At 61.8% G+C, this 22,413-nt stretch carries 23 protein-coding genes and 1 pseudogene; 16 read left to right on the plus strand and 8 right to left on the minus strand.

The genetic code is table 11. The annotated features are described in order from the left end of the window. The 3 genes from istA to IE224_RS18755 all read left to right on the plus strand — a co-directional run. On the plus strand, positions 1 to 1,229 hold a 1,229-nt coding region (istA, locus tag IE224_RS18745; protein ID WP_191312753.1), incomplete at its 5' end, for an IS21 family transposase. A 17-nt stretch (positions 1,230 to 1,246) separates the two neighbouring features. Further along, the gene (gene istB / locus IE224_RS18750; RefSeq protein ID WP_191312755.1) at positions 1,247 to 2,002 is read left to right on the plus strand and encodes an IS21-like element helper ATPase IstB; all 756 of its coding nucleotides are present in this window, start codon (positions 1,247 to 1,249) and stop codon (positions 2,000 to 2,002) included. A 365-nt stretch (positions 2,003 to 2,367) separates the two neighbouring features. Further along, a complete protein-coding gene (locus IE224_RS18755) occupies positions 2,368 to 3,408 on the plus strand; it encodes a sugar kinase (protein WP_229849458.1) in 1,041 nt (346 codons plus the stop codon). On the opposite strand, the gene IE224_RS18760 is transcribed toward IE224_RS18755, so the two are convergent. From IE224_RS18760 to IE224_RS18770, 3 genes are read right to left on the minus strand one after another with little or no spacing between them, the layout of a single operon-like run. Further along, positions 3,405 to 4,943, minus strand: a complete 1,539-nt coding sequence (locus IE224_RS18760) for a UxaA family hydrolase (protein ID WP_202380296.1) — start codon at positions 4,941 to 4,943, stop codon at positions 3,405 to 3,407. The genes IE224_RS18755 and IE224_RS18760 overlap by 4 nt on opposite strands. Further along, on the minus strand, positions 4,940 to 6,034 hold the full coding sequence (locus tag IE224_RS18765; RefSeq protein ID WP_191312757.1) for a mannitol dehydrogenase family protein: 1,095 nt from the start codon (positions 6,032 to 6,034) through the stop codon (positions 4,940 to 4,942). Before IE224_RS18765 ends, IE224_RS18760 begins: the two co-directional genes overlap by 4 nt. Continuing rightward, a complete protein-coding gene (locus IE224_RS18770; protein WP_191312759.1) occupies positions 6,027 to 7,019 on the minus strand; it encodes a zinc-binding alcohol dehydrogenase family protein in 993 nt (330 codons plus the stop codon). Before IE224_RS18770 ends, IE224_RS18765 begins: the two co-directional genes overlap by 8 nt. 84 nt (positions 7,020 to 7,103) lie before the next feature. On the opposite strand from IE224_RS18770, the gene IE224_RS18775 reads away from it, so the two are divergent. The 5 genes from IE224_RS18775 (at position 7,104) to IE224_RS18795 (ending at position 11,599) form a co-directional block, all read left to right on the plus strand. Next, positions 7,104 to 7,991, plus strand: coding sequence for a GntR family transcriptional regulator (locus IE224_RS18775; protein WP_191312761.1), 888 nt, complete (start codon positions 7,104 to 7,106; stop codon positions 7,989 to 7,991). 103 nt (positions 7,992 to 8,094) lie between these two features. Then, complete coding sequence (locus IE224_RS18780; protein ID WP_191312763.1) at positions 8,095 to 8,787, plus strand: FadR/GntR family transcriptional regulator; 693 nt, start codon at positions 8,095 to 8,097, stop codon at positions 8,785 to 8,787. A gap of 19 nt (positions 8,788 to 8,806) precedes the next feature. Then, positions 8,807 to 9,778 carry a C4-dicarboxylate TRAP transporter substrate-binding protein gene (locus IE224_RS18785; RefSeq protein ID WP_191312793.1) on the plus strand — a complete coding sequence of 324 codons (972 nt, stop codon included), beginning with the start codon at positions 8,807 to 8,809 and terminating at the stop codon, positions 9,776 to 9,778. Positions 9,779 to 9,838: 60 nt separating this feature from the next. Continuing rightward, positions 9,839 to 10,309 carry a TRAP transporter small permease gene (locus tag IE224_RS18790; RefSeq protein WP_191312766.1) on the plus strand — a complete coding sequence of 157 codons (471 nt, stop codon included), beginning with the start codon at positions 9,839 to 9,841 and terminating at the stop codon, positions 10,307 to 10,309. Positions 10,310 to 10,327: 18 nt separating this feature from the next. After that, a complete protein-coding gene (locus tag IE224_RS18795) occupies positions 10,328 to 11,599 on the plus strand; it encodes a TRAP transporter large permease (RefSeq protein ID WP_191312768.1) in 1,272 nt (423 codons plus the stop codon). Positions 11,600 to 11,605: 6 nt separating this feature from the next. Here the strand turns inward: IE224_RS18795 and IE224_RS21150 are convergent. The 3 genes and pseudogenes from IE224_RS21150 to IE224_RS18805 form a co-directional block, all read right to left on the minus strand. Then, positions 11,606 to 11,965 (minus strand): annotated as a pseudogene (locus IE224_RS21150) (transposase); the annotation flags it as partial. Positions 11,966 to 12,239: 274 nt separating this feature from the next. Beyond that, entirely contained in the window at positions 12,240 to 12,452 is a 213-nt protein-coding gene (locus IE224_RS18800; RefSeq protein WP_191312770.1) for a hypothetical protein, read from the minus strand. Between the two features lie 120 nt (positions 12,453 to 12,572). After that, complete coding sequence (locus tag IE224_RS18805; protein ID WP_191312795.1) at positions 12,573 to 13,649, minus strand: ABC transporter ATP-binding protein; 1,077 nt, start codon at positions 13,647 to 13,649, stop codon at positions 12,573 to 12,575. Between the two features lie 119 nt (positions 13,650 to 13,768). On the opposite strand from IE224_RS18805, the gene IE224_RS18810 reads away from it, so the two are divergent. From IE224_RS18810 to IE224_RS18840, 7 genes are all read left to right on the plus strand, one after another. Then, complete coding sequence (locus IE224_RS18810; RefSeq protein ID WP_191312772.1) at positions 13,769 to 14,455, plus strand: GntR family transcriptional regulator; 687 nt, start codon at positions 13,769 to 13,771, stop codon at positions 14,453 to 14,455. After that, positions 14,452 to 15,399: an alpha/beta hydrolase gene (locus IE224_RS18815; RefSeq protein WP_191312773.1), complete on the plus strand. Its 948-nt coding sequence runs from the start codon at positions 14,452 to 14,454 to the stop codon at positions 15,397 to 15,399. Before IE224_RS18810 ends, IE224_RS18815 begins: the two co-directional genes overlap by 4 nt. A 27-nt stretch (positions 15,400 to 15,426) precedes the next feature. Beyond that, the gene (locus IE224_RS18820; RefSeq protein WP_191312775.1) at positions 15,427 to 16,641 is read left to right on the plus strand and encodes an ABC transporter substrate-binding protein; all 1,215 of its coding nucleotides are present in this window, start codon (positions 15,427 to 15,429) and stop codon (positions 16,639 to 16,641) included. 94 nt (positions 16,642 to 16,735) lie between these two features. Then, positions 16,736 to 17,662, plus strand: a complete 927-nt coding sequence (locus tag IE224_RS18825) for a carbohydrate ABC transporter permease (RefSeq protein WP_191312777.1) — start codon at positions 16,736 to 16,738, stop codon at positions 17,660 to 17,662. Continuing rightward, entirely contained in the window at positions 17,662 to 18,495 is an 834-nt protein-coding gene (locus tag IE224_RS18830) for a carbohydrate ABC transporter permease (protein ID WP_191312779.1), read from the plus strand. Before IE224_RS18825 ends, IE224_RS18830 begins: the two co-directional genes overlap by 1 nt. A gap of 51 nt (positions 18,496 to 18,546) precedes the next feature. Continuing rightward, complete coding sequence (locus IE224_RS18835; protein ID WP_191312781.1) at positions 18,547 to 19,434, plus strand: sugar phosphate isomerase/epimerase family protein; 888 nt, start codon at positions 18,547 to 18,549, stop codon at positions 19,432 to 19,434. Further along, on the plus strand, positions 19,434 to 20,432 hold the full coding sequence (locus tag IE224_RS18840; RefSeq protein ID WP_191312783.1) for a Gfo/Idh/MocA family protein: 999 nt from the start codon (positions 19,434 to 19,436) through the stop codon (positions 20,430 to 20,432). The genes IE224_RS18835 and IE224_RS18840 overlap by 1 nt, the downstream gene beginning before the upstream one ends. A gap of 211 nt (positions 20,433 to 20,643) precedes the next feature. Here the strand turns inward: IE224_RS18840 and IE224_RS18845 are convergent, their stop codons facing one another. After that, positions 20,644 to 20,853 carry a hypothetical protein gene (locus IE224_RS18845; RefSeq protein WP_191312784.1) on the minus strand — a complete coding sequence of 70 codons (210 nt, stop codon included), beginning with the start codon at positions 20,851 to 20,853 and terminating at the stop codon, positions 20,644 to 20,646. A gap of 685 nt (positions 20,854 to 21,538) precedes the next feature. On the opposite strand from IE224_RS18845, the gene IE224_RS18850 reads away from it, so the two are divergent. Next, positions 21,539 to 22,180, plus strand: coding sequence for a hypothetical protein (locus tag IE224_RS18850; protein ID WP_191312786.1), 642 nt, complete (start codon positions 21,539 to 21,541; stop codon positions 22,178 to 22,180). Positions 22,181 to 22,185: 5 nt separating this feature from the next. Here IE224_RS18850 and IE224_RS21155 read toward each other — a convergent pair. Then, positions 22,186 to 22,413 (minus strand): RNA-binding protein (locus IE224_RS21155; RefSeq protein WP_229849460.1); only part of this gene is annotated, 228 nt, incomplete at its 5' end.

Raw genomic sequence — 22,413 nt, forward strand, 5'->3', positions numbered from 1 at the left:
AGTATCGGGGCCAGCACCCCGACGGCTATGGCTACTCGGCTTTTTGCGAGCACTACCGCCGCTGGGTCGGGCGGCTTTCGCCCGTCATGCGCCAACGCCATGTCGCAGGCGAGCGGATGTTCGTCGACTACTCGGGCACCCGGATGACGGTGGCCGACCCGGTGACCGGCACGGCCCGTCCGGCGGAGATCTTCATCGCCGTCATGGGCGCCTCGAACATGACTTACGCCGAGGCCACCTGGAGCCAGGCGCTGCCGGATTGGATCGGTGCGCATACCCGTGCCTTTGCCGCGTTTGGGGCGGTGCCGATGCTGGTGGTCTCCGACAACCTGAAGTCCGGCGTGATCCGGGCCTGCTTCTACGAGCCCGAGATCAACCGCAGCTATGCGGAGATGGCGGCGCATTATGGGACGGCCATCCTTCCGGCGCGTCCTTACAAACCGCGCGACAAGGCCAAGGTCGAAGGGGCGGTTCTTCTTGCTCAGCGTTGGATCATCGCGCGACTGCGCAACCGGCAGTTCTTCACCCTCGACGAACTCAACGCCGCCATCCGGGAAGAGCTTGCTCGCCTGAACGCCCGCGTCAGCCGTCACCTTGGCGCCGCGCGTCAGGACCTTTTCGAGACGCTTGATCGCCCGGCCATGCAGCCGCTGCCCCCGGAGCCTTTCGTTCACGCAGACTGGCGCCGCGCCACTGTCGGGATCGACTATCATGTCCGGCTGGAAGGCCACCACTACTCGGTGCCCCACGATCTGATCCGCCAGCAGCTCTGGGCGCGGCTGACCGCAGGCACCGTCGAGATCTTTCGGGCCGGCAAGCGTGTGGCCTGCCACAGGCGCGCGCCCCCGGGCGACACGGGCGCAACAACGCTGAACGACCATCGTCCTGCCAGCCATCGCCGTTATGCCGAGACCACGCCCGAGCAGCTGCGCGACCGGGCCGCCCGTATCGGTCCTGCCACCGGGATCCTGATCGACGTCATCCTCCGCGACAGGCCGCATCCCGAACAGGGCTTTCGCTCCTGCCTCGGCATCCTGCGTCTGGCCCGCAGCTACGGGTCCGAGCGGGTCGAGGCCGCCTGTGACCGCGCGCTCGCCATCAACACCCGCACCATGACGTCGGTGAAGTCGATCCTGCTGAACCGCCTCGACGGCCGCCCCCCGGACCGGCCACCCGAAGCCCCGCCCATCACCCACGCCAACATCCGTGGCGCCAAGTTCTTCCACTGACCGAAGGAGACAAACCCTTGCTGACCCACCCCACCCACCAAGCGCTGAACGCACTGAAGCTCGACGGCATGGCCGAAGCATTTGCCGAGCTGATCAGCGAAGATCGCGGCCGCAGCCTCGACCCCGTCGCCTGGATCGGGCTGATGCTGGACCGCGAAGAGGCCCGGCGCGGCACCCGCCGGTTCCAGTCGCGCCTGCGTGCCGCCAACCTGCGCCATGGCGGCGCCTGCATGGAGGATGTGGACTATCGGACCTCCCGCGGCCTTGACCGCGCCTTGTTCCAAAGTCTCGCCAGCCCTGACTGGATCGACCGGCACCGCTCGGTCCTGATCACCGGGCCCTGCGGGGTCGGCAAGTCGTGGCTGGCCTGCGCACTCGGCCACGGGGCCAGCCGCGCGGACCGCACCGTCCTTTACCACCGGCTGCCGCGGCTCTTCTCCGACCTCGAGCTGGCGCGCGGCGACGGGCGCTTCGACCGGCTGTTCCGCAAGATCGCCCATGTGGATCTTCTGATCCTCGACGACTGGGGCCCCGACCGCCTGACCGCCACGCAGCGCCGCGACCTGATGGAGATCGTCGAGGAGCGCTACGGCCGCCGCTCGACCATCGTCACCAGTCAGCTCCCCGTGGAGACCTGGCACGATGTCATTGGCGAGCCCACCTTCGCCGACGCCATCCTCGACAGGCTGGTTCACAATGCCTACCGGATCTCCCTGGATGGTCCGTCGCTGCGCAAGACCGGCATCGACAACCGCGCCGAGGCCAGCCAATGAACATGACCTCGACCCCAGGTTGCCCACTGGTCCCTCCCACGCGCCCGACACCGCCAGCCTCCTGGCGGGCGCGGCGCCGGGCGCGCGGGACCCTCCCGCGGACAACCCTCCGCGCCAAGCTCACCCTTGACCGGATGCACCCGGATCAATCATGAAGACTCTGCCTCAGACCGCTACCGCCGACCGGTCGGATGATCGTGGAACAGCTGGTCGGATGTTGCTGGAATAAACGGTCGGATGCCGTGGAATACGCATACAGCCAAAGCGGCAGAGGGCCGCAATCCTTTCGTGGCGGATCGCCCAACGTTGCGCGTGTAGTCTCAACTGGATCGATCGAACCTTAGCAGAGACTTGGGCGGCACCCCATGGTCCGGACCTTGCTGTCGAGCTCCTGCAAGGACTCTGAGGCAATCTCGAGCTTGGTTGCACAAGATGGCTCACCATGTAACTGCATCCGCGTCATCAATAGAAACAACAACGGAACGAGAGCCTTGCGATTTCTTGCTGTAGGCGAATGCATGATCGAATTGTCCGGCGGCGGCGGGCCGGACCTTTGGCGAAGCGGCTTCGCGGGCGACACGCTGAATACCGCCTGGTATGCGCGCGCGCTTCTCCCGTCGTCTTGGTCGGTGGATTACGACACCTGCGTCGGCACCGATCCGCTTTCAGACCGCCTGCTGGCTTTCATCGCCTCGGCCGGGATCGGCACGCAAAGCATCGTCCGCCACCCAAGCCGGGCACCGGGCCTCTATATGATCGAACTGAAGGATGGCGAGCGGAGCTTTACCTACTGGCGTGACTCATCGGCGGCCCGGACGCTGGCGGATGATCCGCAGCGGCTGAAGGCGGCCTTTGATGGCGCGGATGTGATCTACTTCTCCGGCATCACCATTGCCATTCTTGCCCCTGACCGGCGCCAAGCGCTTTTCGATGCGCTGGACGCAGCAAAACGCCGGGGCGCGCGGCTGGTCTTTGATCCCAACCTCCGGCCCCGTCTCTGGCCCTCGGCCGATGCGATGTGCCGGGCAACCACCGCGGCTGCGGCCCGCGCCTCCATCCTGCTGCCCAGCTTCGACGACGAGGCAGCCTTCTTCGGCGACCGCTCTCCGAAGGACATGGCCAAGCGCTATCTTGCCTTGGGCGCCGATGAGGTTTTGGTGAAGAACGGCGGGGCCGAGATGGTCCTGGCCAGCGGCAGCGCGATCCGCGAGTTGCCGGCAATGGAGAGCGTGACGCCTGTTGATACCACCGGTGCGGGCGACAGCTTCAACGGGAGTTATCTGGCTGCCCGCCTCGCCGGCGCCGAACCAGAGGAGGCGGCGCGGAAGGGACACAAGGTCGCGATGCAGGTGGTCATGCACCGTGGGGCCCTGATGCCCTTCGACGCGCTCAAGGCGGTCCTTTAAAGGACCGCCCCGATCTTCCACGGCACGAATTCGTTGTCACCGTAACCGAACTCTTCCGATTTCGACCTCTTGCCCGATGCCGTGTCGAGAAGGAGGTCGTAGATGCGTGTGCCCATTTCCTCGAGGCTGACGCCTTCATCCACGACGACCCCGCAATCAATATCTATGTCCTCGGGCATCTGGCGGAACAGGGTAGAGTTCGAGGCGAGCTTGATCGAGGGCGCAGGCTTGGCACCGAAGCAGGAGCCGCGCCCGGTCGTGAAGGCGATCAGGTTGGCCCCGGATGCGACCTGGCCGGTGGCGGCGACAGGGTCGTAGCCGGGGCTGTCCATGTAGACGAAGCCGGTCGTGTCGATGCGCTCGGCATAGGCGAAGGCGCCTGCAAGAGGCGAGAGCCCTCCCTTCGCAACCGCGCCCAGGGATTTTTCCAGGATGGTCGTCAGGCCGCCCTTCTTGTTTCCGGGTGAAGGATTGTTGTCGAGCGACGCGTTGTTCTTCTCGGTATAGTCACGCCACCACTCGATCATGGCGTTGATCTTCGCACCCGTTTGGGGCGAACCGCGGGCGATCAGCAGATGCTCGGCCCCAAAAATCTCGGGCGTCTCGGAAAGGATCGACGTTCCTCCCGCCGCGACCAGCATGTCCGAGGCGACGCCGAGCGCCGGGTTGGCCGTGATGCCCGAGAAGCCGTCCGAGCCGCCGCATTGCATGCCCAGAACAAGCTTCGACACCGGCTGCGTCGTCCGCCGGTCCTGCGAGGCGGCGGCGGCGATCGGTTCCAGAAGTTCAAGCGCGCGACGCACGGCCGAGGCGGAGCCGCCCACTTCCTGGATGTTGAAGGTGTGGAAACGCTCCCTTGTCCATTCGGTCGGCTTGTAGAGCGTGAGTTGATTCACCTCGCATCCCAGACCCACGATCAGCACGCCTCCAAAGTTCGGATGGTCGCGATACCCCTTCAGCGTCCGGACCAGCGCGTCGAAGCCTTCGCCCTGGTTGGCCATGCCGCAGCCCTGATCGTGGACGATGGGGGCGAAGCCGTCGATCCCCGGATACTTCGGCAGAAGCGTCCGGTTCGCCGCATCCGCGATCGCGCCGCAAACTGTCGAGGAGCAGTTCACCGACGCGAGGATGCCGATGAAGTTCCGCGTGCCCACGCGCCCGTCCGGCCGAAGGTAGCCCTCGAACGTCGTGCGTTCCGGCAGCGCGTGGATGGTGCCAGTATGGCTGGCGGCATGGGAATGCTCCTCAGCCATGCCGATATTGTGGACGTGGACATGCTGGCCGGGGGCGATGTCCGCCTTGGCCTCGGCCATGATCTGACCGTATTTGACCACCGCCGCGCCCCTGGGGATCGGCACGACCGCAAACTTGTGGCCGAGCGGCACATCATCGGCCAGCGTGACCCCTTCATGCACTTCGCCCGCCACCAGCGGACGAAGTGCGATGGCGACGGTATCCGCCGGACTCAGGTGCATGGTAGCCGGGCGGGCAGCTGAGGACTTGCCGAGAACGGGAGGCGTGGCGGTATCGGTCATGATGCGGCTCTTTGAACAATTGCCTGAAGTCGGCCCATGGCGGGACCGGATGTGCCGACCCAGTCGATAAAGGCCTGGATCCGCCGCTCGGCCTTCTGCGCATGATTCTGTGCGATATCCGCGACGCGGTGATCCAGGAACGGATTGCGGAAGCGGTCCAGTGTGGTTTGCATATAAGCCGCGGCTTCTTCCGCATAACCCTTGGCCGCGAAACCGGGCAGCACCTCCTCGCGATAGATCGCGTCAAGTTCCGCCCAGGGTTCGCCTTCCATCATCTGGCGGACGAAGCGGTCGGGATCCTGGCCTTCGCGCCTCCAGATATCCGCCAGGACGGTATGGCCGAGATTGAGGATGTGAAGTTTCAGGCGCTCGATCTCCTCCAGATCCGGCACTACCTGCACGGCGGGATGAATGCAGGGGGCGGCGACCCCCGGCCCCGCCTCGACGGCCCAAAGCGCATAAGGTTCGGCTACTGCGCCCGCCGGTTCGATCGGCTCGGACACGATGCGGTCCACCAGCGAGTTGACCCAGATGCAAGCCTCGAGCCAGTCTCGCAGTTCGCCGGATGCCTCGTTCGCGGCGGCAATGTCCATGACGCGGGCCTTCAGCACGCGACCGTTCTCGGGGACAAGCTCCATCGGGAAAATCGACAGCGGCCCCGCACCGGCGGCCTGCCGCGCGGCGAGAAGGTGGAACAGCTTCGCCGGATAGCTCATCGCCTGCGTCGGAACCCGCTCCGTATCGGCGGGTGAAGGCAGGTATCCGCGGTCGCCCGTATTGGAAAGGATCGCCCTGGCCTCATGCGTGACGATGCGCGACAATTCCTCCCAGTCGGTGGCGGTGGAAAGGGTGCGCTTGACCGAGGTTACGCGGCGCTCCTCGTCCACGGTCCGGCCGTCCAGGATACCCCGGATAAACACCGGATAGCCTTCGGGTGCCGCCAACGCGCCCAGCCGGCCGGCCCGCGACAGATCGCCCGAGGACTGGACAACAGTGACGGAGACCGGCGTTTCCGCCTCGGCGAAGAAAAGATCGGCATGGGCCTGCAGGAAACGGCTGGTGCCGAACTGAACAATCGGGGTCTCAGACATGGATGATCGCCTTCACCAGGGTGCCGCGATCATTCGCCCAAAGAGGCAGGTTCTTCGCCGCATCCTCCAAGCTGGTTTCATGCGTGGCAAGCGCATCGACGGGCACCCGGCCATCGCGCATGCAGGCCATTACATGCTCGAAATCCGACTTCAGCGCGTTGCGGCTGGCGAAGAGAGTGGTTTCCCGCTTGTGGAACTCGGGATCCGCAAAGGCGAGATCGCCCTTGACGACCGAAAGCAGCACATAGGCCCCGCCATGGCCGACCCAGTTCAGGCCGGCATTCATCGCGTGAATGTTGCCGGTGGCGTCGAAGACGGTGTCATAGGCGCCCGGCGTTTCCTGACCCACGAGTTCGACGGTGGCATCGGGCAGAACCTTTCTCGCCAGCTCCAGCCGGTCGGCCGAAGTATCGCGCAGCGTGACTTTCGCACCGTCGATCGCAGCAAAAAGCGCGGCGCCCAGGCCAATCGGACCCGCACCCACGACCAGCGCGGTGCTGCCGGGACGGATGCGGGCGCGCGCGACGCCATGCGCGCCGATGGCCAGGAACTCCACCATCGCGGCGGCCTTCTCGGACAGACCGTCTGCTGGGTAAAGGTTGCCTTCCGGCACCACGATTTCCTCGCACATGCCGCCATCAGTATGAACACCCAGCACGGCGATGTTCTCGCAGCAGTTCGGCTTTCCATTCGCGCAGGCGCGGCAGGTGCCACAGGTCAGGTAGGGGTTGATGACGACAAGATCTCCTTCCCTGATGCGCCCGTCGACCGAGGCATCGAGTGCGCGCCCGGACAGTTCGTGACCCATGACGCGCGGATAGGCGAGGAAAGGCTGGTGCCCACCATAGATGTGATAGTCGGTCCCGCAGATGCCGATATGGCCGATCCGGACCCGGACATGCCCCGGTTTCGCCTCGGGGCGCGGACGCTCGGTCAGTTGCAGGGTGCCGGGTTCCACGCAGAGAAGCGCTTTCATCGCAGTCATCGTCATTCCTTCGGGGAAGCTGGTGATTTGGTTCTTTATAGAATAAATACATATCAAGTGGCGTGACTGCAATGGGAGAGCGACATGGCTCGCGGCAATCGGCTGTTTAAGGGGCTGAGCAACCGGCTCCTTCAGATGCTCGAGGCGCTGGAGCCGGGTGCCGTTCTGGGCTCGGAGTTGGACCTTGCGCGCCGGTTGGAGGCCAGCCGGACCACCATCCGCGCAGTGCTGGCGCATCTTGCCGAAAAGGGGATCCTCACTTGGGAAGGGCGGGAAAAGCGACTGCTGCGCGCGCCGACGCCGTCGGACTATTTCGACGAGGACGAGACCAAGGCTCTTCAGGCGCAGGCGGAGGAAATGTTTCTGGCCTGGGTGCTGCAGGGTGATATTCCGCCGGGCACGATCCTGAACGAAAGCGATCTGGCGCGGCGCTTCGAACTGCCGCTTGGTGCGGTACGGGAGTTCCTGATCCGCTTCGAACCGTTTGGCCTGATCACGAAGCAGCCGAACCGTCATTGGATATTGACGGGCTTTACACGCGACTTCGCCGAGGAAATGTTCGAGGTCCGGCAGATCTTCGAGGCCCGCGCACTTGACCGCTTGCTGGCAAACAAGACCTTGCATGCGGAATTTAAAGCCATGATCCCTGCGCATGAAGCGGTGGTGGCCGGAGACGAGGCGGCGGCGCAGGCCTTTCCGCAACTCGACGCGGCCTTTCATGCCCTGATCTGCCGCGGCGCCCGCAACCGCTTCATCACTGATTTCAGCCGCACCATCGCGATCATCGTCCACTATCATTACCTGTGGAACAAGCAGGACGAGATACGGCGAAACCGCGCTGCAGCAGCAGAACATCTGGAAATCATCCGCGCGGTTCTTGCCGAGGATGACGGGGCAGCAAGGACTGCATTGGCCACACATCTTGCGACAGCGCATCGCACCCTGATCGCTTCGGTCCGCTGGGCGCAATAAGAATTGCTAGCGCTAAAGTCGCAAACAAGGCGTTGACTCTTCCATCCCGATGCGAGAATTGCTTGGTCCAACCACAGGACCAAACGCCAGGGGAGGGGCGCCGGTGGCAGGAACTTCAGCAGTCGACGACATCCGAAAAGTGCTCCGTAAGGAAATTGTCGAGCGCTATGCCCCCGGCGATGCGCTGCCGAATGAGAGAGAACTTGCCGAGCGCTTCGGAGTGGCCCGCAACACCATTCGCGAGACGATGATTCACCTGGAAGCCTTCGGCCTGATCGAGAAGACCAAGCGCGGGGCCAAGGTCCAGAAGCCGGACTTCAACGCGGTCTTCGAGGTCTTCGCTCAGCATTTCGACAATTCGCCCCAAGCCATGGGCGATGTTCTGAACTTCCGGCGCATTGTCGAAACGGGTGCCGCAGCTTTCGCCGTGAGCGGCGTGGACGACGAGATCCTGAAGCGGATGGAAAACGCCAACCGCTCTCTGGCGTCGGCTCTCACCGTTTCGGAAGCGGCCGGCCATGATTATGAATTCCATCTCTGTCTCGTCGCAGCCTCGCGGAACGCGGTTCTGCTGAGCCTTTACCAGGTGATGGCGGTGACGCTCCGCTACTACCTGGAAATTGGAAAGACCCGCCGCCTCGATACCGAAGCGGCCTGTGCGCAGCACGAGCGCATCATCGAGGCCTTGAGAGCGCGTGACGATGCGCAGCTTGCAAGCGCACTCAATGCCCATTTCGACCATTCCGGCTCGGTCCTCGCCGCACAGGCAGGCGACCGGACCGGCGCAGCATCCTGATCAACATCCGGGAGGAACCATGAAGATCACTGCACTTGCACTTACGACGGCGCTTGCGCTTGTCGCTCAGCCGCTGCTCGCCCAAGAGGTGACCGTGAAGGTCGCCTACGAGAACAATCCGGGCGAGCCGGCCGATCTGGTAATGAACCGTTGGGCCGAACTGGTCGACGAAGCGTCGGGCGGCGAGGTCAAGCTGGAGCTTTACCCGTCTTCGCAGCTTGGCGCAAAACAGGATGTGATCGAGCAGGGCCTGATGGGGGTGAATGTCATCACCATCGCCGATGTCGGCTTTCTGACCGACTATGATCCCGACCTCGGGATCCTGTTTGGACCCTACCTGACCGACAGCCCGGAAGCGCTTTTCAAGATCTACGAATCCGACTGGTTCAAGCAGAAGGAAGCGGAGCTTCGCGAAAAGGGCGTCCATATCGTCATCTCCAACTATCTCTACGGCACACGCCAGCTTCTCGCGAACCGCAAGGTTGAGAAACCGGAGGATCTCGAGGGGCTGAAGATCCGTGTTCCGAACAACGTCATGCAGATCCGCGCGATCGAGGTCATGGGCGGCACGCCAACGCCGATGCCGCTGGGCGATGTCTATCCCTCGCTGACGCAAGGCGTGATCGACGGCGTGGAAAATCCGCTGCCGGTTCTCTATGGCCAGAAGCTGCATGAGCAGGCCAAGCATCTGTCGATGATTGGCTACCTGACCAACACCTCGCTCTGGCTTGGGGGGGAAGCGTTCTTCTCCACCCTCGATCCCGAGGTAGTCGAGATGCTGCACGAGACCGGCTATCAGGCGGGTCTCTACAGCCAGGAACTTGCGGCCGCGACTGACCAGCAGATCCTTGAGAATATGAAGGCACAGGGGGTAGAAATCACCTATCCCGACCTCGCGCCCTTCAAGGAGAAGGCCATGGCCTTCTATGACATGTTCCCCGAGTGGTCTGAGGGCCTTTACGAGCAGATCCAGGCGCAACTCGCCGAGTGATCCCGCATCGCCCGCCGCTTACCGAAGTGGCGGGCCTTTCTTCAACAGGACTTGTGACCAATGAAGCTCATCGCGACACTCGCCTCCGCCATCGGCGGCGTGCTTATCGCCATTCTTGTGGGCGTCACCTCGCTTGCGGTGTTCATGCGCTATGTCATGAGCACGCCGTTTCAATGGACGGAAGAGATCTCCGGCTTCCTGATGATCTGGATCATCATGCTGGGCGCGATCTCCTGCGAGTGGCGACGGCAGCACCTGACAATTGATTTCGCCGTGGGTGCCCTCCCCGCCGGCCCCCGCCGTGTGATCGAAATCATTGTGGGCCTTGCCTCGGCGGGGGTGCTCGTTTGGATGGCTTGGCTGGCTTGGCAGCTTGCCCAAAGCGCGGCCTTCAAGCGAACGCAGATCCTGCGGATTTCCTGGTTCTGGCTCGATCTCGCTGTTGTCGTCGGGGCGGGGGTGACGGCGCTCGTTGTCCTCTGGCGGCTATTTGCGACGGCAGAGCCTGTCGAAGAAGAAACACGTCACTGACGATACTGGAGATTTAGAATGACGTGGTTCATCATCATCCCGATCATGCTTGCGCTGTTCATGCTGAACATGCGCATCTACCTCGCGATGTTCGTGGGGATCCTCATCTACTTCATCGGCTTTTCCGATGTGCCGCTTGCGATCGCGGTGCAGCGGTTCATGTCCCCGGCCGAGAACCCCTCCCTCCTTGCCATCCCGTTCTTCGTGTTGCTGGGCACGCTGCTTGGCTCGGCAGGCGTCGCCATCCGCCTGCTGCGGCTAGCGGACCTTCTCGTTGGCCGGCTGACGGGTGGTCTCGGGCATACGAACGTCATGCTCTCGACGCTGATGGGCGGCATTTCCGCCTCGAACCTGGCCGACGCTGCCATGATGTGCCGGATGGTCGTTCCGGAAATGGAGCGGCAGGGTTACAAGCGTTCTGTCGCGGCCGCGATCACCGCCTGTTCCTCGCTGATCACGCCGATCATCCCGCCGGGGATCGCGCTCATCGTCTATGGCCTCGTGGCGGATGTCTCGATCGGTTCCATGTTCGCAGCGGGCATCCTGCCGGGACTGCTTTGCTGCGTGCTGCTGCTTTTCACCGTCTGGATCGTGGCCAAGAAGAACGGATACAAGCCCTCGCGCGAGGCTTGGCCAAGCTGGGGTGAGACGGGCCGGACCTTTGCCGGTGCATGGCCGGCGCTTCTGCTTGTCATCGTGATCGTGGGTGGTATCCGCTTCGCAATCTTCACGCCCACCGAAGCCGGTGCTATCGCGACCATTGTCACCCTAATCATCGGCATCTTCGTTTACCGCGAGATGAAAATGTCGGACGTCACATCGGCCTTCACCGAGACTGCGCGTCAGACTGCTGCAATCCTGCTCGTCATTATGACAAGTTCGGCTTTAGCTTGGATCTTCTCGCTAGAGCGGGCCGGGATCGGAATGGCGGAGTTCATTACTTCCATTACGACGAACCCGTACGTCTTCCTGCTGCTCGTCAACATCCTGCTCTTGGGCCTCGGGATGTTCATCGAGGGCACCGCGATCATGATCATCCTCGTGCCGCTGCTCAAACCGGTGGTGCTGCAACTGGGGATCGATCCGGTTCACTTCGGTCTCATCATGATCCTGAACCTGTCGATCGGAACCCTGACACCACCCGTAGGAACGGTTCTGCTGATGGTCTGCAACCTTACGCGCGTTTCAATCCCCGCCTTCATACGCGACGGCTGGCCTTTCCTCCTGGCAATCCTTGTCGCGCTGCTACTTGTCACCTACGTGCCATGGTTCTCACTGGCGCTGGTCTAAGAGCACCTAACAAAACTTTCTGATCTGGTTGAGGCAGATGAAGGCCAGCCGAGGATCACGAAAGCCTCGTGGATGTGGGCGCGCCGCTCATGAGCCGCATGGCGAGGCGGCGAAAGCGGTTCAGCCAGGCTAACGTTCGCGGACGACCCAGCGATGTCTGCCCAACCTTTCGTTGCGGTTAACGCGCCGTTTGGCAATGGGGAACCTGATGGTGCGTTTTCGGTATTCGCTCCGGCCGCGGTGATGGTCGTAGGCCTTGTCGGCGTGGAGCTTGTGAGGGCGCTCGCGGGGACGCCCACGACCGCGGCGCACGCCTGGCGCGGCATCCAGAGGAGGTGCCAGCATCATGCTTTCGCTGAGGCAATTTCCATGACGTGGGCCTACAGCAAGCGCCAATTCCCGGCTCCATAGGGAAGATCGACAGCGGCCCGCAGCCCGCCGTGCAGCAAGCAGGTGGAACAGCTTTGCCGGATAGCTCATCGCCTACGTCGGCGCGGCCTCCATGTCCGCGGGGAGGATAGGTAGCCCCGGCCGCCTGTGTTGGATAAGATTGCTTTCGCCTCATGGGTCATGATGCCCGAGAGTTCCTCCCGTCGGTTGCGTTGAAAAGGTGCGCTTGACCGAGGTCACCCGGCGCACTTCATCGACGGTCCTGCCGCCCATGAGACCCCGGATCGGAATAGAATTGCCCTCGGGCCCGGGCCAGCGCAGCCAGCCAGCCGACCCGAGAGGGATCGCTAGAAGACTGGACGACTGTCAGGGCGGCGGGAGTTTCCGCCTCGGCGAAGAAGAAGTCGTCACGGGCCTGCAGGAAGCGGTTGGTGCCGAACTGGACGATGGGGGTCTCAGGCACGGATGCTTGCCTCACAAGGGTGCGCGGTCGTTTGCCCAGAGGGACAGGTTCGTTACTGCTTCTTCAAAGCCGGTTTTATGCGTGGCAATCCGTCGGCGCTCAGTAGACACCTCAGCATTCTTACGCCGCTTCCACACGATAGCCGGTGGCAGCGTCGAAGATGTGAAGGTGCTTTCGATCAAAGCGAAGCGGCAGGCGGCCACCCAGACTGCGACTTTCCTCCGCAGGGATACGCACGGTCAGCTCGCGGCTGCCGAGAAGACAAACTGCCAGCGTGTCGGAGCCAAGTTCTTCGAGCACATCGACGTCAACAGTAAAGTCCGCCTCAGCTGCCGCACAGGGGTGCAGGTGCTCGGGGCGCAGGCCAATATCGACGATGGTGCCTGCCGGCGCATCAAGCCGAGCCAGCACAATGGTGCCGCCGTCGAATTCAATCGCTGCTCCACGATCGGAAGAGACGACCCCGGCCGGGAGGATGTTCATCTGCGGAGAACCTATGAATTCAGCGACGAAACGGCAATTCGGACGCTCATACAACTCCATGGGCCTGCCATGCTGGATGATCTCGCCCTTGCGAAGCACCACAACCCGATCCGCCAAGGTCATCGCTTCGACTTGGTCGTGTGTGACATAGATCGTGGTGGTCCGCAGCATCCGGTGCAGCCGTTTGATCTGGGTTCGCATCTCGACGCGAAGCTTGGCATCCAGATTGGACAGTGGTTCATCGAACAGGAAGACCTTGGGCTTGCGAACGATCGCGCGCCCCATAGCGACTCGCTGTCGCTGACCGCCCGATAGCTGACCCGGACGGCGGTCCAGCAGTTCCTCAAGCTGCAGGATTCGAGCGGCCTCGGCCACTTTCTCTGAAATGATCGAAGAGGATTCACCGCGCATCTTCAGGCCAAAGCCGATGTTCTGGCCCACGGTCATGTGTGGATAGAGCGCGTAATCCTGAAACACCATCGCCACATCACGGCCCTTCGGCTCGACATCGTTTACGACCACATTGCCGATGCGTAGTCGGCCATCGGTAATCTCCTCCAGACCCGCGATCATGCGCAACATCGTCGACTTGCCGCAGCCGGACGGACCGACAAAAGCCACAAACTCGCCATCTTGGATTTCAAGGTCGACGCCGTGAATCGTTTGGACCGCGCCATAGCGCTTGATGACCTTCTCGAGACTGATCTGCGCCATGTTCATCCCCCTCCGTTGTGGCGCCACACGAGCGCAGCACTTGTATTATCAATAAACTTGACATTATCGATAATGCAAGAATTATTGATAACGTAAGTCCAGGAGACCGGAACAGGGTGATGATCAGCTTGGCGGAGAGCACACCGCGGCAACGCAGCCGCAGCGAGACTGCCGAGCATGCCTTGCGGCGCGACATCGTGCTCGGCACGCTTGCACCCGGCGCCGCCCTGCGGGAACTGGAATTGGCCGAGCGCTTCGATTGCGCCCAAGGCACCATCCGCGAGGCCCTGATGCGATTGTCGGAGGATGGCCTCGTGACCCGCCGCGCCCGACGGGACACGCATGTTGCCCAAGCAAGTCCTGACGACGCAGGCGAGCTTCTGCGCATCCGTCATGACATCGAGTGCCGTGCCGCGGTCCGCGTTATCGAGTCACGTGATGACGCACTCCTAAGGGATTTGGACACGCAACTTCAGGCCATGCGCATCGCAGCCCTACGTGACGACGAATATTCCTTGCTGGAGCACGATTGCAGCTTCCACCTGCGCCTGTTCGAAGCTGCGGCGATGCCAGTCGTCGAGCCAGTGCTGTTCCGCTGTCTGGTCCACACTCAGCGTTTCAAGGTTCTGAACAGCGCGCCTGAAACCCGTGACCTGAAGGCTACGGCAGAACGCCATGTTTCCATTCTCGAAGCTCTGATGACGGGCGATCCCGAAACGCTCGCCCGTGCGCTGTCGCATCACATTACCACCATTGTCGACTTCGGGCCCAATGTCTTCGCCGCCAAAGGGGGACACGGCACATGACCGCCGCAGATCGACTTGCCCCTGAGATGAAGGTTGTCCTTGAACGACTGCTTGTCGACGACGGCGTTCAACCCGACCCGACGCTATTGCCACCGGCTGAAGGCCGCGCGCTCGCAGAAGCATCAAACCGAAGATGGAATGTCGACGGTCCAGTGATGGCAAAGCAACTGATCGTCGAGACTGCAGATGGCCGCCGTGCACATGTCTTCATTCCTCCGGGCGACCGCGGGCAGCAGGCCATCCTCTATGTCCATGGCGGCGGCTGGAGCTTCTGTTCCGCCGCGACCCATGATGGCGCCGCGCGTTGGCTGGCGCAGGAAACCGGGGCTGCGGTCGTGACCTTCGACTACCGGCTGGCCCCGGAGCATCCCTATCCGGCCGGGCTTGAGGATTGCCTTGCGGTATGGTCCCAGCGAGATGCCATCCTGCCTGGTCGGGCCTGGTCGGTATCAGGCGACAGCGCGGGCGCCAATCTTGCCCTTGCCATGATGCTGCGCCTGCAGGGCCGGGACCTGCCGCAGAGTGGGCTGCTGTTCTACGGGGTTTATGACGCCGACTTCGAGAGTCCCAGCTATCGCGCAATTGCCGATGGGCCTGGTCTGACGCGCGACAAGATGTGCCGTTACTGGGACTTCTACACCGGGGCACAGGCGGACCGCATGTCAGATCCCTGCCTGACTCCCGCCAATGCAACAGACGAGATGCTGGCAGCCCTGCCACCACTCTATTTGAATGCGGCAGAAATCGACCCGCTTTGCTCTGACAGCCAACGTCTCGCTGACCGGCTGCACAGACTCGGACGCGGGGATCGCTTTGATCTGATCAAGGGGGTCATCCACGGCTTCATGCAGATGAGCCTCTGGCTGCCGCAATCGGCCGATGCCTATCACCGCGCAGGTCAGGCGTTCCGAAACATGACCGAAACGTCGCTGCCGGCGACCTGAAGACTTCACTCTGGGGAGGAGAGAAAGATGAAAACGACGATCAGCGCCCTTGCGCTTCTGGCCGGGCTTCTGCCGGGCATTGCCTACGCCGACAGCACCGTGCGGTTCTGGTATCACTTCGACAATCCGGAAAACCCGATGTCAGACCTGATCGCCAAGTTCGAGGCCGAAAATCCCGGCATCAAGATCGATGCGATGAACGTGCCGTGGAACAGCTACTACGACAACCTCTACACCTCGATCGTCGGCGGCAATGCCCCCGATGCCGCAATGTTGAAGATGCATGCCTTGCCACGCCTTCTGGAAATGGAAGCGCTCGAGCCTCTGGATGATCAGATCGCCGCATGGGAAGGAAAGGACGACATCCAGGAAAATCTGTTCGAGCTGACCCGTGCCGAGGATGGCCAGCAATATTACCTGCCGGTCCAGTATGTCGCGCTCTATCTGTATTACCGCGCCGACATGTTCGAGGAATTGGGTCTGACTCCGCCCCAGACATGCCAGGAGCTGCGCGACGCGGCGGTCAAGCTGACTCGCGACACTAACGGCGACGGCAAGATCGACACCTATGGCTTCGGCTTTCGCGGCGGCAAGTCGGGGCATGAACACTGGGGCAGCTTCACACTGGGCGCCACGGGCGTTGCCCTGGACAACAGCCTGACCTCGGACGCGGGTGTGGCTGGCACGCAGTTCGTCATCGACCTCTTCCAGAAGGACAAGGTGTTCCCGCCCTCGGCCCCGAACGATGGCTTTCAGGAGATCATCGGGGCCTTCAAGACTGGCGTGACTGCAATGACCATCCACCACGTCGGATCATCGAATGACCTGGTCGAAGCGCTTGGCGACAAGGTCGCAGCCGTGCCAGTGCCAGAATGCGGCGGCGGACGCTGGACCACCTTTGGCGATGAGTCGACCGCCGTTCTATCCAACGCCTCGGACAAGGAAGCGGCCTGGAAGTGGATCTCGTTCCTGTCCAGTGAGGGGAACAACGCACTGTTCAACACCGCGACGGGCCAGCTGCCGGTGACGAAGTCCGATACAGCGACCTGGCAAGGGCACGAGGCTCGTTTCGTTGAGGCGACAAAGCAATCGCTCCCCTTCGCGAAACTGCTGCCAGCATCGTCCAACACGCCGGAGTTCGTGAATACGGTCTGGCCTGCGAATATGCAGCGCGCTCTGCTGGGTCAGATCACGGCCTTGCAGATGAACGAGGCCATCGCTGAGCTTTTCGCCGACAACTGATTGCGCTTGGGGCCGGGGCTACCCTTCCCCGCCCCTCTTCCGAATGGAACGTCCTTGGCGGAGCCTTCCGCGAAGGCCGAGGAGAGTCTGTCCGATGACATCCATCCCTGTCCCCGAGCAAACGGGATCATCCCCCGGCAGAGGCACAGCCCTGTGGCGTCAGGTCATGCCGCTGGCCCTGCTCTCACCGGCCGTTCTGGTCACGCTCGCCATCGTGTTCTTTCCGATGGTCCAGACCGCCTGGATGAGCCTGCACGAGTATGTCCTGTTTCGTCCCAAGAACTTCGACTGGGTGGGGCTGCAGAACTATCTCAACGTCTTTCAAGACGAGGTGTTCTGGATATCGCTACGCCACACGGTGCTATGGATCGCGATCACCGTCCCTGCACAGGCTCTGCTTGGACTAGCAACCGCGCTGCTACTGAATCAGCAATTTCCCTGGCGGCCCATCGCGCGGGCGCTGATCATCATTCCGTGGGCGCTGCCATCGGTCGTGATCGCCCTGATGTGGACCTGGATCTATGACTCCAACTACGGGATCCTGAACGACCTGCTGCTGCGGATCGGGATCCTGGAAACCTCGATCCCCTGGCTGGCGAACCCCGATACAGCGCTTTACGCGATCATCCTGACGCTGACCTGGCAGGGCTTTCCCTTCTTCGCGGTGATGATCCTGGCGGGCCTGCAATCCATTCCGCGCAGCTACTACGAGGCCGCGTCTCTGGATGGCGCATCTGCCCTGCGGCAGTTCTGGCACATCACCCTGCCGGGCATCTCGGGGGTGCTGTTCACCGCGATCCTGTTGCGCACGATCTGGGTCGCCAATTCAATGGACGTGATCTTCGTAATGACCGGCGGCGGGCCAGGATATTCGACCTATACCCTGCCGCTCTATGCCTTCCTTGAGGCACGGACGAACCTCAACTTCGGCTACGGCTCGGCTTTGGCCATGACCTTTACGCTTCTGCTGCTGGGCATCGTGATCCTGTATTTGAAGCGCTCGGCAAAGGCGGTGCAGTGATGGCGCTGGGACGCAAATCGACCCTCAAGCGGGTGCTGACCGTGGATCTGCCGATGATGGCCATCCTGGCTTTCACGCTTGGACCTTACCTGTGGATGCTGCTCACCTCGCTCACCGCCGAGGAGAGCCTGTTCACGCGCGGCCCCACGGTCTTCGACCTGGTCTGGAGCAACTACGAAAGGTTGTTCGCCAATGTCGGCTTTGCCAAAAACATGCTCGACAGCTTCATCATCGCGGCGGGCACGGTGGTCGTGGGCCTGACGCTGTCGGTCACGGCCGCCTACAGCTTCTCGCGCTTCGAGTTCCGCTTCAAGAAGGTGCTGCTCTTGCAGTTCCTGTTGATCAACATGTTCCCATTGGTGCTGCTGATCCTGCCACTGTTCGTCCTGATGCGCCAACTCGGGCTCCTGGATACGCACGTCGCGCTGATTGTCGCAAACTCGACCATCGCCATTCCCTTCTCGGTCTGGATGATGACCAGCTACATCAACGGCATCCCCAAGTCGCTGGACGAGGCCGCGATGACCGACGGCTGTTCGCGCCTGCAGGCGATGCGCAAGGTCATCCTTCCGCTCTGTGCGCCGGGGATCATCGCTACGGGCATCTACATCTTCATCACTGCCTGGAACGAATATCTGTATGCACTGACGCTGGGCGGCCAGAATGTGCGGCCGATCACCGTCGCCGTGCAGACGATGATCGGCGAATACCAGGTTCAATGGGGCCTGTTGACTGCCGGAGGCATCGTCGGCGCGCTGCCCGCAACCATCCTTTTCCTGATCGTCCAGCGCCGACTTGTCGGGGGGCTGACCCAAGGCGCCGTCAAGGGCTGATGAAACTTCTGCTGCCGCGGATCAAGCGGTAGCCCAATCCGAGGAACTGTCTTGAAAAACCCAATCGGCATCATTTCGATGCAATACGTCCGGCCGTTCACCAACGCCGCGTTGCCCCATCTGAAAAAGACCCGCGAGCTGGGCTTCGACTTTATCGAACTGCTGGTCCCCGAACCCGAGGATGACCTGGACCCAGTTGAGGTGCGTCGCATCTGCGAGGGCGAGGGACTGGATGTTGTGCTGGCCGCGCGAGTCAATCTGCAACGCTCGATCGCCAGTGAAGACGCAGGACATCGCCAGGGCGGGGTGGATTATCTGAAGTTCTGCATCGATGCTGCCGAGGAAGTCGGCGCCCGGATCATCGGTGGCCCCCTTTATGGCGAGCCCTTGGTCTTTGCGGGTCGGCCTCCCTATCCCTGGACGGCCGACCAGATCGCCACCCGCGCCAAACGCACCATTGACGGCTTGGCCGAGGTTGCGCCGCTGGCCGCAGCGGCGGGCAAGGTCTTCGGTCTCGAGCCGTTGAATCGCTTCGAAACCGACATCGTCAACACAACCGTTCAGGCGAATGAGATCGTAGATGCGGTAGGCTCGCCCGGCCTTGGTGTCATGCTGGATACCTTTCACATGAACATGGAGGAACGCTCGATCCCCGACGCGATCCGCGCGGCGGGCGACCGGCTGGTGCATTTTCAGGCCAACGAGAACCATCGCGGTTTTCCCGGCACCGGCAATATGGACTGGACCGCGATTGCGCGGGCGCTGCATCAGGTCGACTACCAGGGGCCGGTTTCGCTGGAACCCTTCCGCCGGGAGGATGACCGCATAGCCCTGCCTATCGCGCATTGGCGCGCACCCCATGAAGATGAAGACGGCAAACTGCGTGCGGGCCTCGGCCTGATCCGCTCGGCGCTTGCCTTTGCAGAGGTCAATCACTGATGACGATCAAGATCGGCTGGATCGGCTGCGGCCGTCACGCAACTTGGATGTTGATGCCGCAACTGGCACGCAGCGGCTTTGAGATTGCTGCGGTCTGCGACCGGGACGAAGGGGCCGCGCGGAATGCCGCCCGACAGTTCGGCGCCAAAGCGGTCTATTCTGACTACGACGATATGATCGCCAATGCAGATATCGATGCGGTTGGCATGGCGGTCGGCCCAGAAATTCATTTCCGCGCCACCTTGGCCGCAATCAGGCGCGGCATCCCCGTCTTCATGGAAAAGCCTCCGGCCGCGTCCGCTGCACAGGCCAAGGAACTGCTGGATGCCTCGGATGCGGCGAAAGTGCCTGTGACCGTCGGTTTCATGAAGCGTTATTCCACCGGAAACAAGATCGCCAAGAACATTCTGGATGGCGGCGACTTCGGCCAGGTTCTAGGTATTCACGGCAGCTACATGACCGCGCCCACCTATTTCGCAGGTGAGGTCGATTATACCGGCTTCTACCTGCATCACTGTGTCCATTACATGGATCTGATCACCTGGTTCGCCGGATCGGATTTCGCTGATGTGCGGCTGCGCAAGAACGTGCCCGGCAAGGGCAAGATGCTGATCCACATGAACTTCGAGTGCGAGAATGGCGTGATTGGCAACGTGATCATGGGGACGGTGCAATCCCGCGGCACACCGATGGAATTCGTGCAGATCATGGGCGACCAGAACCGGGTCGAGGTCGAGAACGTCATCAATGTCGCATGGCACCGCAATCCACCGTTCAAGGCAGAGGATCCCGAAGCAGTGCTGGATCCTGGCTGCGACACGCTGGTCTGGACACCCAACTTTACGGCCGCTGCAAATGAGGATCACAAAGGCTATCATGCGCTGCTTCTGGATGTCGCAGCCAAAATCCGTGGCGAAAACGATGCCGTCCCTCAGATCCACGACGGCTGGCTTGCCATGCAGAGGCTGGAACGAATGATTGCACTTATCGAAGCGTGATCATTCACTCCGCCCTAACCGGACGGGGCAAGTCATAGAGAAGGCATCGTCCTTTAGTGACGGACTAACCCATGCCGCCGATGCGCATGTCTTCGATCGGGCATACGCTGCGTAAGGACCAAAGATCAAACGAAGCCCGCAGGTCCACTTCGGGTTCAGTCGTCGGCAGGATCTACAAATTCTAGGGGCCGGACGAAAGTAAGCGTCCGTTCTAACCGCTACCCGTTCCAGTGCCATGGCAGCGCTCATCGACCTTGGTGACCTTGTAATCCGAGATGGGCGCAAGGGCGGTGGCGAGCCACGCCAGTGAGTCGACGCCATTTAGCTTGGCCATTTCGGTCAGGGTGTAGGTGATGGCGGCGGCCTTGCCGCCTGCCTCGGAACCGACAAAGAGGTAGTTTTTACGGCCGAGGGCAATCACCCGTTCATTCTGCCCATGTCGGGGAGGAGCTGGAGGTTCATTACCGCTGGCATTCCTATTTTGGTCACAAGGTTTGCATTCGGCGCGTTGAGCAGCAGCCGACAGGCCAGTTTCTCCAGGTCCTGGGCCCACCAGGCGTCGTTTGACGAACTTCGTGGAGGCGCTGTCCAGGGCCGGCGTCTTCGTCCGGCAAGGCTGATCGTTTCGAGTCAGCCAGGCTGCAGGACCGGGCACCACCCTTCGGTCGCAACCTGGCTGACCCGGTTTTTTATGACCGGATGCCGGGCTGCTTAGAAGCTGTCGTTTCGGGCAAGTGGCGGATAAAAAAGGCCGCACCAGGGTTCCTTTTCAGGGACACCCTGGTGCGCTAGCCGCAGATCGTTTCGCTTCGGGACAGTCAGCCGAGCGGGCAAACTCGGAAACCACACACAAAAGCCGCTCGGCTGATATGGGCTTTATGTGCACGTTTAAGGCATTGGTAAACTTGTCGTTTTGGGCAATTCTTCCACGTTCCGCAGCCTTCGATTGGGCCTGTAGATAAGCCTAGTTCCCTAATATTGTTGACCCCTCGCCTGGGGATTGAATCAGGTTGAGCGTATTCACCAAGACATTTCCGATCTTGTCCACCATGAGTTCACGCGGCGGTGATGGATCGCCAAGTTTTCATAATTGGTAGGAGCTTTTGATGGGATACAAAGCATTGGCGGCAGCGGCTGTAATGGCCATCAGCGTCAGCCAGGTCGAGGCCGCCGTTGTCAAATATGACATCGACCTGCGTTACGTCGGCACAACGTTCCGTGACGTGCTGATCTACGTGAACAACCCGGCAGGCGACGTCTTCGTCATCGATCAAATGGGCCTCGAGGGCAATCCGTTCGGCATCACCGGGATGCATTCCGGGCTGACCTACGGCCAGACCGTCAAGTTCACGGCGGAGGTGCATTACGCCGACGACCCCAACGACATGATCGGCCAGTTCGATAACGGCACCCGCGCGTATGGCTGCTACCTGGCAAACGCTTCCTGCAACCACATCACCTACGGGCAGCAGCGGGAGAACAACTTCGGACTTTATTATGACGACTCCATCGCCTTTGACGGCTCACTGGAGGTCGGCGGGACCATCTCGCACTCTTTCTGGCGGCCTTGGAAAGACGAGCAATACGCGTGGGGGCGGTTCTGGACGGAGTGGGAAACCGCCGAGTTCGAGGTCATTTCGGTAAACGAACCCCAACCGGCCCCCGTCCCTCTGCCCGCGACCGCGGCTCTGCTGCCACTCGGTCTTGCCGCACTGGCCGCGATACGCAAGCGCCGCAAGGCGGCCTGACCCGGTCACCCCGCCCACGGCTTCATTGCCGCGGGCGGGCCTTTGTCAGTTCGGAACCGGATTGCCTGTAGCGCTTCCAGGGCACGCGCCGCGCAGCGCGGGTTGGTCGTCCATCTGAACGCCAAGACGACCTCCATACTATTCAGTCCGGCCTGAACAACTCTTACTGCATTGATTTTATGTGCTGAAGATGCGGTTTCATTCGCTTTGAATTGCAGGGTTTCGTATGCTTT

Source organism: Paracoccus aerius (assembly GCF_014656455.1).
GTDB lineage: Bacteria > Pseudomonadota > Alphaproteobacteria > Rhodobacterales > Rhodobacteraceae > Paracoccus > Paracoccus aerius.